The sequence below is a fragment of the Micromonospora sp. NPDC003816 genome (genome assembly GCF_042874705.1).
In the GTDB taxonomy this organism is placed as follows: Bacteria; Actinomycetota; Actinomycetes; order Mycobacteriales; family Micromonosporaceae; genus Micromonospora.
On sequence record NZ_JBIANP010000001.1, the window covers coordinates 593,565 to 606,273 of the forward strand.

Consider the following 12,709-nt stretch of genomic DNA (forward strand, 5'->3'; position numbering starts at 1 on the left):
AAACTTGCTCATGCACTCTTCCATAGCATGATGTCCCTGGTCTAGGCTCCAATCCGAACGAGCCGGAATAGGGCTCTAATTCATCTATGGGGGTGTGATGGGTCTGCCGGACGACTACCGGGCGATGGCCCGGATCCGCCGGTTCGAGGAGCGGCTGGCCGCCCTCAAGGACGACGGCGAGATCCCGGGCTCGATCCACCTGTGCAACGGTCAGGAGGCGATCCCGGTCGGTGCCGCCCGCGCGCTGCGCGACGGTGACCACGTGACCGCGACCTACCGGGGGCACGGCTGGGCGCTGGCCCGGGGCGTGGACATGACCGGGCTGTTCGCCGAGATGATGGGGCGTGACTCGGCGGTCAACGGCGGCCGGGCCGCCTCGCCGTACCTCTCCGACCCCGGACGCTGGTTCATGGGGGAGAACTCCATCGTCGGCGCCGGCGTACCGATCGCCACCGGTGCCGCGCTCACCGCGCAACGCACCGGCAGCGGCGCGGTCTCGGTGGTCAGCATCGGTGACGGCGCGATGAACCAGGGCAACGTGCACGAGGCGATCAACCTCGCCGCCGTGCTCGACCTGCCGCTGGTCCTGGTGGTGGAGAACAACGTCTACTCGGAGATGTCCCGCATCGAGGACATGGTCCGCATCCGACAGCTCGCCGAGCGCGCCGCCGGGTACGGGATCCCCGGCCGGGTCGTCGACGGCAACGACCCGGACGCGGTCGCCGAGGCCGTCGCCGAGGCGGTCACCCGCGCCCGCGAGGGCTCGGGCCCGTCCATCGTGGAGGCCATGACCGAGCGCCTGGTCGGCCACTACAGCGGCGACGTGCAGCATTACCGGCCGGCCGGGGAGATCGCCGCCGCCCGCGAACGCGAGCCGTTGGCCCGCATCCGGGCCGCCGCCGACGCCGCGCTGACCGCCCGGCTCGACGCCGTTGACGCGGAGGTGGAGGCCGAGGTGGAGGCCGCCGTCGTGGCCGCCCGCGAGGTGCCGTTCCCCGACCCGGCGACCATCAAGGAGTACGTCTATGTCTGAGTCGCTGCGGTACATCCAGGCCGTCAACGCGGCCCTGGCCTGGTCGCTGGAGAGCCGATCCGACACCGTCTATTTCGGTGAGGACGTCGCCCTGCCCGGCGGCCCGTTCGGTGCCACCAAGGGACTGCACAAGCGGTTCGGCAGCGACCGGATCTTCGACACCCCGATCTCCGAGACCGGCTTCCTGGGCATGGCGCTCGGCGCGGCCATGACCGGTCTACGACCGATCGCCGAGATCATGTACGCCGACTTCTCCTTCGTGGCGATGGACCAGATCGTCAACCAGATCGCCACCATCCGCTACTCCAGCGCCGGCCGGTGGAAGGCCCCATTGGTGATCCGGATGCAGCAGGGGTACTCGCCGGGCGCCTGTGCCCAGCACTCGCACTCGGTGGAGGCGTACTTCGCGCACACCCCCGGCCTGCGGGTGGCGCTGCCGTCCACCCCGGACGACGCGTACCAGATGCTGCGTACCGCAGTCGTCAGCGACGACCCGGTGGTGGTCGCGGAGGCCCGGATGCTCTACCCGACCCGGGGCCCGGTACGCACCGACGCACCGGTCGAGCCGATCGGTGGCGCCCGCGTGGTCCGCGACGGCCGGGACGCGACCGTGGTGGCCTGGTCCCGGATGGTCCCGGCAGCCCTGGCCGCCGCCGACCAGCTCGCCGCGGAGGGGATCGAGACCGAGGTGATCGACCTGCGGTGGCTCAACCCGCTGGACTTCGACACCGTCGGCGCGTCGGTCGCGCGCACCGGCCGCCTGGTCGTCGCCCACGAGGCGAACCTGACCGGCGGATTCGGTGCGGAGATCGCCGCCCGGGCCGCGTCCGAGTGCTTCGCCGACCTGCGGGCCCCGGTGGCCCGGGTGGCCGCCCCGGACGTGCCGATGCCGGCCGCCCCGGCATTGCAGAAGGCCGTGGTGCCCGAGGCGGAACACGTCGCCGAGGCGGTCCGCGGAACGGTCCGCCGGTGACCGGCGTCGCCCCGACGGCCGGCCTGCTCACCGGCCGCCGGGTGGTCGTCGTCGGCGGTGCCTCCGGCATCGGGCTCGCCACGGTCCGGGCCGCCGCCACGGCGGGCGCGGCCGTCGCGGTGCTCGACGCCGACGCCGACGGTGCCGCCGGTGCCGCCGCGCAGGCCCGCGCCGTCGGGGCGACGGCCGTGGCCCACGCCGTGGACGTGACCCGGGAGACGCAGGTCGCCTCGGTGCTCGACGCGGTCGCCGCCGACCTCGGCGGCATCGACGCGGTGCTGCACGTCGCCGGGATCATGCGCGGGCAGGGCACCGACGTCACCGACCTGCCGCTGGAGCTGTGGCAGCGGGTGATCGAGGTCAACCTGACCGGACCGTTCCTGGTCGCCAAGCACGCCGTACGGCACCTGACCGACGGTCACGGGGTGCTCGTCCTGGTCGGCTCCAAGGCCGGCGTGCTGACCGGATCCGGGTCGGTACCCTACGGCGCGAGCAAGGGAGGACTGCACGGCCTGGCACTGACGCTGGCCCGGCACCTCGGTCCACGCGGGATCCGGGTGCACACCCTCTGTCCCGGTGACATCGACACACCGCTGATGCGGCGGTCGCTGGACGAGGCACGGACCAACGGCACCGACGGTGCCCAGGTCGCCCGGATCGAGGCGGCGCTGGGTCGTCCCGAGGACGTGGCGTCGGTGCTGACGCTGTTGGCGGCACCGGCCAGCGCCGGCATCGCCGGCACCGTCTACACCGGCTGAGCAGCCCGACCGACGGCGAGGGTGACGACGTGGAGGCGGCAGCGTGATCGGGATCATCGGCCCGGAGGACTCGATCCGGCTCGTGCAGGAGGTGGCGGCCGGGGAGGGCCGTGCGGAGGAGGTGACCACCCGCGCGTACACCGACCCTGAGCAGGCCCCTGACCTCGCCCGTGAGCTGGACGACCTGTGCCAGGTGCTGCTGTTCACCGGGCGCATCCCGTACGCCTTCGCCGCGGCGGCCGGTGGGCTGCGTGCCGAGATCGACTACATCCGGCACGCAGGGATCGACCTGTACCGCACCCTGTCCCGGATGCTGTTGGCCGGCGGCGGGCAGTTGCCCCGGGTCAGTGTGGACACCATCGAGGCGGAGACCGTCCGGGAGACGTACCACGACATCGAACTGAGCCCGCCCACCGACATCCTGCCGATCGCCGACTCGTCCGGCCTGCTCTTCTCCGGTCTGGCCGAGATCACCGCCTACCACCGCGAGCGGTACGAGTCCGGCGCCGTCGAGGCGTGCCTGACCTGCCTCGGCGCGGTGCACCGGGAACTGCGCGAGCGCGGGGTGCCGGTCTGGCGTGTCGAGCACACCCGTGCCTCGGTCCGCGACGCGCTGCGCCGAGCCTGGCTCGCCGCCGAGGTACGCCAGTCCCGGGCCACCCAGATCGCGGTGATGATGATCGAGGTGGCCGAGTCGGCGAACCGTCCGCAGGACCCCTACCAGGCGGAACGGCAGCGCCTGCGGCTGCGCGAGGCACTGCTGGAACACGCCGAGCGGATGCGCGGGCGACTCAACACCATCGACGACCGGACGCTGGTCATCACCACCAGCCGGGGCACCGTGGAGAGCGCCATCGCCCGGCACCGGGCCGGGCACGCCTCGCTGCTCAGCCTGCGCGGAGTCGACGGCGACCACACCGTCGGCTTCGGCGCCGGCACCACCATCGCCGCCGCCGAGGCCAACGCCCGACAGGCTCTCGCCCTGGGCCGGGGCGGCGAGACGCACGTGGTCTTCCCGGACGGGGAGATCTACTCCACCCGGGAGAGCGCGGTCAAGCAGCGGCTGCGCGAGACCACCCCCGGGGTGCTGCGGGTATCCGAGCAACTGCGCCTCGGGCCGCTGTCCACCCGGCGTCTGCTGGAGGCGCTGCACCAGATGGACCCCCACCAGGTGACCGCGCGGGGTCTGGCCGACGCGTACGGGGTGGAGACCCGCTCGGCCCGCCGGCTGCTCAAGGCGCTGCGCGCGGCCGGGTTCGCCGAGGAGGTCGGCGTGCACGTCAGCACCGGCGCGGGTCGGCCGCAGAGTGTCTACCGGGTGGCCCTGCAACGCCTCGTCGGGGCGATCGGGGCGGACACGTGATCTTCGAACCGACCTTCCTGGTCACCGCCACCTTCGCCGCCGACGCGGTCCACCGACGCGAGCCGCACCGCACGGCCCACCTGGCCCACGTACGCGGACTGCTCGCCGACGGCACCGCCCTGCTCGCCGGGGCCCGCGCCGATCTGAGCGCCTCCGTCCTCGTGCTGCGGGCACCCGACGCGGCGGCCGCCCGCGCCCTCGTCGCACACGATCCGTACTGGCGACACCGGGTGTGGACGGCTCTCGACGTCGTCGACTACCTGGCCGCCACTCCGCAGTCCCTCGGGAGGTCATGATGTCGTACCGCCAGATTTCCGGCGTCCGGGTGCACGGCACCGAGCACGCGCCGTTCGCGGCCACCCTGCTGGTCGAGACGCTGGGGGAGGGGCCGGAGCCGGTCCGGTTCGTCCCCGACCCGACGCTGCCCGAGGGCGGCTTCCGGGTCGAGGTGCCGGCCACCGGGGAGATCCGCGTCGTCGGCGATCCCTTCGCCGGCCTGGTCTACGCCGTCCGGGACCTGCTGGCCCGGGCCACCCCGGCCGGCCTGCCGGTCGGGTCACACCAGAGCGCACCCGGGCTGCCGCTGCGGACACTGTGGACCTGGGACCACTCCACCAACTGGGACCTGCGCCAGCTCGGCCAGCAGGAGATCGGCGCGCTGAACCCGTATGCCAAGGGCGCCGACGCCTTCGGGGCCGACTACCGGCGACTGGTGGACTTCTGCAGCGCCGAACGCATCGGCGGGATCGTGGTCTACGGGCTGCTGCGGGACGCCCACGGTGGCGTCGAGGCGGCCCGGGACCTGTGCGAGTACGCCAACGCCCGGGGCGTACGCATCATCGCCGGGGTGGGCATCAACGCCTACGGCGGCATCTACTTCGACGGACGGCACCGCTACAACCTCGCGACCTGGCTGCGGCAGCGCCCCGATCTGGCGGCCGAACTGCCGAAGAAGGTCGGCTTCGACATCGACGAGTTCGGCGACCTGCACTTCCCGGCCAGCGAGTACATGATGGCCGCCTGCCCGTCGCAGCCGGAGAACCTGGCGTGGCACCGGGACGCCATCGACTGGCTGCTGGACACCCTGCCGGTCGGCGGGATCAACTTCGAGACCGGCGACTACGGTAGCTGCGCCTGCGCGCGGTGTGTCGACCGCACCGGTGGCGAGCGCACCTCCTGGTCGTACGAGGCGATGCGGTCGGTGTACCCGACCCTGCTGGACACCGCCCGCCGACCCGGCCCGGCCGGGGTGCCGCTGCGCCACCTGGTCGAGGTCTACTGGGACAACATCTTCGACCTCGACGCGCAGGGGCCGCTGGCCGACCTGCCCGACGACGTGGCGTACCAGTACTGCGTCAACCGGGGCTTCTGGTACGACAACCGGGACCGGTTGACCGCCGAGCACGTGGCGGCACTGCCGCACCGCACCAACGTGCTGCGCACGCACGCGGGGTCGCAGTGGAACCGGCAGCGGCACTCGTGGGTGCCGGAGATGTACACGGACATGGCCACCCGGACCGCCGCCGCCGGCATGCGCGGGTTGACCATCTTCGCCGAGGCGTCCGCGTACCACCCGACCAACGAGATCAGCTACCTGGCGTACGCCAGGTTCTCCTGGAATCCGGGGCTGACCTGGGCCGACTTCTGGCGTGACGAGGTCGCACCCCGGTTCGGCGGGTCGAGCGAGGCGGAGGCGTTCCGCGACGGCGCGGCGCTGCTCGACGACCCGGCAGCCGGGGCGGAGGCGTTGCGCAAGGTGGGTGGCGACGCCCTGTCGATGGTCGCCGCCACCAGCGGAGAGGTGCAGCGTCGCTGGTTGTGGCTGGCCGAGCGGACCGTCCGGCACGCCCACTCGGTCGGCTGAGCCGGACGGCGCGTGGCGGCTTGACAGGCAAGTAGGCACTTGCCTATAACTGTGTCGGTGGACGCGGAACCGGATCTGTTCAAGGCCCTCGGTGACGCGACGCGGCGCATCATCCTGGACGAGCTGGTCGACCGGGACGGCCAGACCCTGTTCGAGATCTGCGGCCGGTTGGCCATGAAGCACGGCCTGACCTCGTCGCGTCAGGCCATCTCGCAGCACCTGGCGGTGCTCGAACAGGCCGGGTTGGTGCACGTCCGGCGACAGGGCCGGTACAAGTTCCACCACATCGACACCGGCCCGCTGCGCGCGATCGCCGAGCGGTGGCCCACCGACTGAGAGGAAGCAACCGTGCTTCGCATCAACATCACCAGCGTGGTGGTCGACGACCAGGCGAAGGCGCTCGCCTTCTACACCGAGAAGCTGGGCTTCGTGAAGAAGACCGACGTGCCGGCCGGTGAGGCGCGCTGGCTCACCGTGGTGTCCGCGGCCGACCCGGACGGCGTGGAACTGCTGCTGGAGCCGGAGGGCCACCCGGCGGCCCGACCCTTCAAGGAGGCGCTGGTCGCCGACGGTATCCCGTACACCCAGTTCGCCGTCGAGGACGTCCACGCCGAGGTCGAACGCCTCAAGGGGCTGGGTGTGCGGTTCGTCCAGGACGCGACCGACCTGGGCCCGGTGGTCACCGCCGTGCTCGACGACACCTGCGGCAACCTGATCCAGATCGCCGCGATGAAGTAGCGGGTACGCGGCGGCTCCGGCCCGGGACAGGTCCCGAGCCGGAGCCGATGCCGCAGTGGGCGGTGTTACCGGATCAGCCGAAGTTCACGTCGCTGCACCACATGTACGCCTGGTCGAGGTGGGAAGCCTGCCAGATGACGAACACGATGTGGTGTCCGGTGTATCCGGACGTCGAGACGTTGAAGGTGATGTTCTGAGCCGGGGCGTAGCGCCCGGTCTGCGTGATGAAGTCCAGGTTCCCCCAGCCGAGGGTCTGGGTGGCGGGGTTGAACCCGTTCTTGCTGACGTACACCCGGAAGTAGTCGGCGCCGTGGCTCGCCTGGTCGTGCAGCTGGACCGTGAAGTTGTTGCTGATGTTGGTCCGCTTCCACGCCCCGGGCTGGTTCAGGCTGTTGTTCCGGGACAGGCCGTTGCTGCACAGCTGCCCGTCGGGAGTGCGGGCCTGGAAGTTGCCGCCCAGCCCGTCCCGCAGCGCGCTCATCCAGTTCCACATGGTGTCCGGGTTGGACTGGAACGCCTGCCAGCACATGGGGTCCTGCTGCTGCATGGCCGGGTTCGTGTGGTTGCTGCCCCAGGTCTGCCAGCACTGGTACGCCCGCGACGCCGGGTTGATGATGGTGCCGTGGGCCTGTGCGGTCCCGACCCAGGGGATCATCCCGGCCACCAGGGCGAGCAGCAGTACGAGCGCCCGAAGGGGCTGGCGGGCAGCGGGCCGGACTCGCGGGCCGGATTGGTCGGGCTTGTGTGAACGCACGTTACGTCCTCCGTTCAGCGATCGGATCGATGTGGGAGCGCTTCCAAGGCCCAGCATTACACCGATGTTTCCGATTATCAACGATGGTCGATGAAAGATCGATGTGGGCGGACTGGATGCGGTTGGTCCGAGTCGCCCGCAATCGCAGCTCAGCGGGGCTTTCAGGATGGATGGACCAGGCTCGCCGATCGCCCGAGATTAGATTTCCGGAAGTCGATTCCTGTCCGGTTCGCACTGCTGTGGTCGGGGTGGGTCGCCGCCGTCACCCGGCGTACGCGGCGAGCAGCGACAGCCGCTCGGCGGCGGCACTGCCCGGTGCGGCGGTGTAGGCGATCAGGATCGGCCCGGTGCGTCCCGGCGGCGTGTACGCGTCCCAGTCCAGACGCAACTCCCCGACCTGGGGATGGGCGAAGACCTTGCTGCCGTGGACCGACTCGCGTACGTCGTGACGGGCCCAGAGCCTGCCGAACTCCTCGCTGCGGATGGTCAACGTGCCGACGATCTCCTGCGCGCGCGGGTGCTCCGGATCGACGGCCACCGCCGCGCGCAGGAAGCCCAGATAGTCCAGCACCGTCTCCCGCCACCCGGCGCACCGGTCGCGCGCCTCGGCATGGGTGAACATGTCGATCAGCACGTTGCCCGGGCCGATGCCCGGGTAGAGCGCCGTGGCCATCCTGTTCCAGGCGAGCAGGTCCAGATGACGGCTGACCACCACGGCCGGGGTGTGCAGGCTGTGCAGCAGCCGGTGGATGCTCTCCGGGACGGTCTCCCGGGAACGGCGCCGGGGAGTCGGCGGCCGCTGCGCCCGGCGGGCCAGCGCGTGCAGGTGACGGGTCTCCTCGGCGTTGAGGGCGAGCGCGCGGGCGATGCCGGTCAGCACGTCGTCGGAGGGGCGCACGTCGCGTCCCTGCTCCAGACGTTGGTAGTAGTCGGTACTCACGCCCGCGAGCAGGGCCAACTCCTCGCGGCGCAGGCCGGCGACCCGGCGGCGCGGCCCGGGAGTCAGACCGAGATCCTCCGGCCGCAGCCGGGAGCGGCGGTTGCGCAGGAAGTCCGCCAACTCGCGGGCGTAGGCCGTGGTCACCCCCCGAGTCTGCCGGTCCGGTCCGGCCGCAGGGTAGGTCCGGTGGTCCCAGGTTGGCGAGGTCTCTCCGGCCGACCGCGCCACCTCCTAGCGTCGACGACCATGCCGAACTGGACCGAAGAACAGATTCCCGACCAGCAGGGACGCCGGGCGGTGGTGACCGGGGCGAACTCGGGCGTGGGGCGGGTCACGGCCCTGGAACTGGCCCGCCACGGCGCCTCGGTGCTGCTCGCCGTGCGCGACGTCGCGGCCGGTGAACAGACCGCCCTCGACATCCGACGCCGGGTGCCGGGGGCCGACGTCGAGGTGCGGAGACTGGACCTGGCCTCGCTCGACTCCGTCCGCGCCTTCGCCGCCGCCCTGCCCGGACCGCTCGACCTGCTCGTCAACAACGCCGGGGTGGCGCTGACCGGCGCCCGTCCGGCCCCGACGGCGGACGGATTCGACATGCAGATGGGGACCAACGCACTCGGCCCGTACGCGCTGACCGGCCTGCTGCTCGACCGGTTGACCGCCGGACGGCAGCCTCGGGTGGTCACCGTCTCGTCGATCGTGCACCGGCGGCGCGGCCTGGACCTCGCCGACCTGAACTCCGAGAAGTCCTACCACGGCCCGACGGCGTACTCGAGGTCCAAGCTGGTCGCGACCATCCTCGGCCTGGAGTTGGACCGTCGGCTGCGTGCCTGCGGGTCACCGGTGATCAGCGTGCTCGCCCATCCCGGGATGACCCGGACCAACCTCACCCCCCGCGCGTTGGCCAACCGCTCCGTGCTCCTGCGTGCCGTGGGTCGACTCAGCCCGCTGCTGATCAGCCGAGTCGAGGCGGGTGCCAGACCCCAGCTCCACGCGGCCACCGCGACGGGCGTACGCGGTGGGCAGTTCTTCGGGCCGCGCGGTTTCCAGGAGATCCGTGGGCCGGTCACCGAGGTGCGGGCGAGCGCGACGGCACAGGACCCGGAGAACGGCCGGCGGATGTGGGCGGAGGCGGCCCGGCTGACCGGCGTCCGATATCTGTGAGCCGGTGGCGGACAGAGCGCGGTCGCACTTTCGTCGTACCGCGCCGCGTCGCGGATCCGACGAAGCACTGACGATTCGGCGGTCGATTCCCGAGACGCTGGACCTCCCCATCACGACGGAGGAACTGTCATGCGAAAAGTCGGCCTCGTCATCGCCGCCGTCATCGTGGTCCTGTGCGGTGGCATCGGGTGGACCGTCTACCAGGCGATCGCGCTGGGCAAGGAGGTGCTCGGTGCCGGCGTCACGCGGGAGCAGTTCGACGCGCAGCAGGTGGGGGCGGCGGAAGCGGACGTCCGCACCGCCCTGCCCGAGCCGCTGAGCGGGATGCGCGACAAGGACCTCTACCCCGACGACCCGGGGCGGCAGGGCATCCCGGCCGGCGCCTCGTGCATCTATTACACCGTGGCGCCGTTGGGCGAACCGGGCCCGGAGTTGTGGCGATTCTGCTTCGTCGACGGGACCCTGGCCGAGAAACGGGGCATCACCATTCCCGAATGAGCGGGACACGGAGAGAAAGCCGCCGCCCGGGTGTTCGCCGCCCGGGCGGCTTCTCGTGACGGACGCGGGTCAACGAAAGTGCGAGGCGTGGTTCCGTCGTCCGCCAGACGCCGACCCGGACCGGCTGTCGCGACACTGTGGAGCATGACAGCGATCGTGCACGCGGAGGTACGGGACACCCTCGACAGCGCGGGCTGGGCGTCGTCGGCCAGGATCTACCGGAGGCGGACCGGTGCCGGGCTGCTGGAGGCGTACGAGGCGGTCGACCGGATCGGCCACGACGAGACCCGAGGGCGAGGACCGACCCGATGACCGTGGGCAGTCACACGTGGCTGTGGGTGACCCGGTGGCGGGAGCGGGCCGGTCTGAACGGGGTGTGGCGGTGGGTCTACGAGATCGCCCTGGTGCTGCTGGTGACCGTGGCGGCGACGATCGCGGCGGCCGTCACCGACTGGTACCCGTCGATGCCGTGGCTGGTCGCGGTGACCACGCCGATCCTGATGGTGCTGCGGTTGACCAGTCCGCTGCCGGCCTACGTCGCCGCGGCTCTGGTCGGTCTGGGCACCGGCGGGCCGAGCGGCCTGCTGCTCGTGGTGCTGAGCGCCTCGCTCGGCTACCGCCTCGCCCGGTGGTGGCAGGTCGCGGCCGGGCTGGTGCTGGCCTGGGTCTGCTTCGTGGGGTCCATCGTATGGACGGACCCGCTGGGCGTGGACCTGGTGGTGATGTACTCGGCGTTGTTCGTGCTGATGGCGGCCTTGCCGGCCGGTGTCGCGCGGCTGGTCCGTCGCCGGCGGGTGCTGTTGGCAGCCCTGCACCACCGCAACGTGCAGTTGCACCGCCAGCAGGGTGAGGTGGCCCGGCGGGCGCAGACGCGGGAGCGGGCCCGCATCGCGCGGGACCTGCACGACTCGCTGGGACACAAGCTCACGCTGATCTCGCTCTACGCAGGGATGCTGCGCACGGCCGACGACGACGGGCGATCCGAGGCCGCCGACCTGGTCCGCCAGACGTCCTCGGCGGCGATGACCGAGTTGCGGCAGATCCTCGGCATCCTGGGGCAGGACGACAGCCAGTCCACGGTGCGCCCACTGACCGGCCTGGACGACCTCGCCACGCAGGCACGTGCCTCCGGTGCCGAGGTGGAGATCGTCCGGGAGGGGGAGTCCCGACCGCTGGCGGCACTGACCGAGCACGCCGCGTACCGGGTGATCCAGGAGGGCCTGACCAACGCGCTGCGCCATGCCCAGGGCGGCGCGATCGTGCTGTCGCTGCGGTACGAGCCGGACGCGCTGGTAGCCGGGGTGACCAACACCGTGGGGCGGGGGGTCGTGCGGGCCACCTCCGGTCAGGGACTGCTCGGGCTGACCGAACGGGTCCGGGTCGCCGGCGGCATGCTCTATCACGGGTCGACCCTGGACGGCGGGTTCCGGCTGGCGGCCACGTTGCCGTACCCGGGTGACGAACGCGCTGCGCCCACCGCCGCGCACCGGCCGCCGCCCGCCGCCGAGCCGGAGGCCGACTTCGCGGTGCTGATGGAGCGCGACCGCCGCCGGTCCCGGCTCGTCCTCGCCGCGACCGCGCTGTCCGTCGCCGGTTGCCTGGTGCTCTGCGTGGCGGGGATCTGGCTGATGACGGCGCTGGTCATCGTCGACCGCGACACCTACGATGCGGTCCGGATCGGACAGTCCGAAGCCGAGGTACGCGATCTGCTGCCGGATGCCGACGCGGCGGTGGCCGGGGTCGTCGGTGGTCGGGACGTACCCGGTGCCGTCTGCGTCGACTACCAGGCGTCTATCCTGGACCGGCACGACACCGACGCCGACCTCGGCCAGACCCTCTACCGGTTCTGCTTCCGCGACGGGGTGCTCGTCGACAAGCAGATCTTCCAGGAGCAGCCGTCATGACCGCACCCCGGCGGGTCCTGCTGGCCGACGACGACTCGCTGATCCGTACCGCGATCCGGACGATCCTGCACCCGGCCGCCGACATCGACCTGATCGCCGAGGTCGCAGACGGGCGGGCCGCCGTCGAGCAGGCCGTGCGGCAGCGTCCGGACGTGGCGCTGCTGGACATCCAGATGCCGGCTCTCGACGGTCTGGCCGCGCTCCGGGAGATCCGCCTTCTGGTGCCGGCCGTCCAGGTGGTGATGCTGACGACCTTCGGTCAGGACGAGTACGTGGCGCAGGCGCTCTCCGCCGGTGCGGCCGGCTTCCTGCTCAAGGAGTCGGCCGCCGACGAACTCGCGTACGCGATCCGCGCCGCCGCGACCGGCAACGCCTACCTGTCCCCGAAGATCACCCGTCAGGTCCTCGACCGGCTACCCGCCGCGACCGTGCGGCCGGAGGAGGACCTGGTCAAGGTGGGCATGCTCAGCATGAGGGAACGCGAGGTCCTGGTCCTGGTGGCCCAGGGCCTGTCGAACGCCGAGATCGGCCAGCGGCTGTTCGTCTCCGAGGGCACCGTCAAGACGCACGTCTACCGGGTGTTCGCCAAACTCGGCTGCGACAACCGGGTGCAGGCCGCGATGTTGGCACAACGGGCCGGGCTGTTGGAGCCGCAGGCGGACTCGCCACGCTGACCGGAACGCGTGTGCGGCAACCGGGTTGCCGACCGCGTCGACCGGCCCT

Annotated in this window: 15 protein-coding genes; 13 read left to right on the forward strand and 2 right to left on the reverse strand. The window is 71.7% G+C overall.

What is annotated here, in order from left to right; all coding sequences use genetic code 11:
* Positions 1-97 precede the first annotated feature (97 nt).
* From ACFYTT_RS02625 to ACFYTT_RS02660, 8 genes are read left to right on the forward strand one after another with little or no spacing between them, the layout of a single operon-like run.
* On the forward strand, positions 98-1,033 hold the full coding sequence (locus ACFYTT_RS02625; protein WP_176093709.1) for a thiamine pyrophosphate-dependent dehydrogenase E1 component subunit alpha: 936 nt from the start codon (positions 98-100) through the stop codon (positions 1,031-1,033).
* A complete protein-coding gene (locus ACFYTT_RS02630; protein WP_131057882.1) occupies positions 1,026-2,006 on the forward strand; it encodes an alpha-ketoacid dehydrogenase subunit beta in 981 nt (326 codons plus the stop codon). Before ACFYTT_RS02625 ends, ACFYTT_RS02630 begins: the two co-directional genes overlap by 8 nt.
* Positions 2,003-2,764 carry an SDR family NAD(P)-dependent oxidoreductase gene (locus ACFYTT_RS02635; RefSeq protein WP_176093710.1) on the forward strand — a complete coding sequence of 254 codons (762 nt, stop codon included), beginning with the start codon at positions 2,003-2,005 and terminating at the stop codon, positions 2,762-2,764. The genes ACFYTT_RS02630 and ACFYTT_RS02635 overlap by 4 nt, the downstream gene beginning before the upstream one ends.
* Before the next feature lie 43 nt (positions 2,765-2,807).
* Positions 2,808-4,127 carry a hypothetical protein gene (locus ACFYTT_RS02640; protein WP_161595002.1) on the forward strand — a complete coding sequence of 440 codons (1,320 nt, stop codon included), beginning with the start codon at positions 2,808-2,810 and terminating at the stop codon, positions 4,125-4,127.
* On the forward strand, positions 4,124-4,423 hold the full coding sequence (locus tag ACFYTT_RS02645; protein ID WP_161595003.1) for a YciI family protein: 300 nt from the start codon (positions 4,124-4,126) through the stop codon (positions 4,421-4,423). The genes ACFYTT_RS02640 and ACFYTT_RS02645 overlap by 4 nt, the downstream gene beginning before the upstream one ends.
* Complete coding sequence (locus ACFYTT_RS02650) at positions 4,423-5,991, forward strand: hypothetical protein (RefSeq protein WP_131054496.1); 1,569 nt, start codon at positions 4,423-4,425, stop codon at positions 5,989-5,991. The genes ACFYTT_RS02645 and ACFYTT_RS02650 overlap by 1 nt, the downstream gene beginning before the upstream one ends.
* 57 nt (positions 5,992-6,048) lie before the next feature.
* Positions 6,049-6,327, forward strand: a complete 279-nt coding sequence (locus ACFYTT_RS02655) for a helix-turn-helix transcriptional regulator (RefSeq protein WP_131054497.1) — start codon at positions 6,049-6,051, stop codon at positions 6,325-6,327.
* A 12-nt stretch (positions 6,328-6,339) separates the two neighbouring features.
* The gene (locus ACFYTT_RS02660) at positions 6,340-6,729 is read left to right on the forward strand and encodes a VOC family protein (protein ID WP_131054498.1); all 390 of its coding nucleotides are present in this window, start codon (positions 6,340-6,342) and stop codon (positions 6,727-6,729) included.
* 73 nt (positions 6,730-6,802) lie between these two features.
* On the opposite strand, the gene ACFYTT_RS02665 is transcribed toward ACFYTT_RS02660, so the two are convergent.
* The gene (locus ACFYTT_RS02665) at positions 6,803-7,483 is read right to left on the reverse strand and encodes a lytic polysaccharide monooxygenase (protein WP_201272429.1); all 681 of its coding nucleotides are present in this window, start codon (positions 7,481-7,483) and stop codon (positions 6,803-6,805) included.
* A 262-nt stretch (positions 7,484-7,745) separates the two neighbouring features.
* A complete protein-coding gene (locus ACFYTT_RS02670) occupies positions 7,746-8,567 on the reverse strand; it encodes a helix-turn-helix domain-containing protein (RefSeq protein ID WP_131054499.1) in 822 nt (273 codons plus the stop codon).
* A 102-nt stretch (positions 8,568-8,669) separates the two neighbouring features.
* Here ACFYTT_RS02670 and ACFYTT_RS02675 point away from each other — a divergent pair, with 102 nt between their 5' ends.
* The 5 genes from ACFYTT_RS02675 to ACFYTT_RS02695 all read left to right on the forward strand — a co-directional run bounded on the left by ACFYTT_RS02675 (position 8,670) and on the right by ACFYTT_RS02695 (position 12,660).
* On the forward strand, positions 8,670-9,584 hold the full coding sequence (locus tag ACFYTT_RS02675) for an oxidoreductase (protein WP_387257319.1): 915 nt from the start codon (positions 8,670-8,672) through the stop codon (positions 9,582-9,584).
* Between the two features lie 129 nt (positions 9,585-9,713).
* Complete coding sequence (locus ACFYTT_RS02680) at positions 9,714-10,082, forward strand: hypothetical protein (protein WP_387257320.1); 369 nt, start codon at positions 9,714-9,716, stop codon at positions 10,080-10,082.
* A 144-nt stretch (positions 10,083-10,226) separates the two neighbouring features.
* On the forward strand, positions 10,227-10,394 hold the full coding sequence (locus tag ACFYTT_RS02685) for a hypothetical protein (protein ID WP_387257321.1): 168 nt from the start codon (positions 10,227-10,229) through the stop codon (positions 10,392-10,394).
* Positions 10,391-11,986 (forward strand): sensor histidine kinase, encoded by a 1,596-nt coding sequence (locus tag ACFYTT_RS02690; RefSeq protein ID WP_387257322.1) that lies wholly within the window; start codon positions 10,391-10,393, stop codon positions 11,984-11,986. Before ACFYTT_RS02685 ends, ACFYTT_RS02690 begins: the two co-directional genes overlap by 4 nt.
* Positions 11,983-12,660 (forward strand): response regulator, encoded by a 678-nt coding sequence (locus ACFYTT_RS02695; RefSeq protein ID WP_387257325.1) that lies wholly within the window; start codon positions 11,983-11,985, stop codon positions 12,658-12,660. Before ACFYTT_RS02690 ends, ACFYTT_RS02695 begins: the two co-directional genes overlap by 4 nt.
* Positions 12,661-12,709 lie beyond the last annotated feature (49 nt).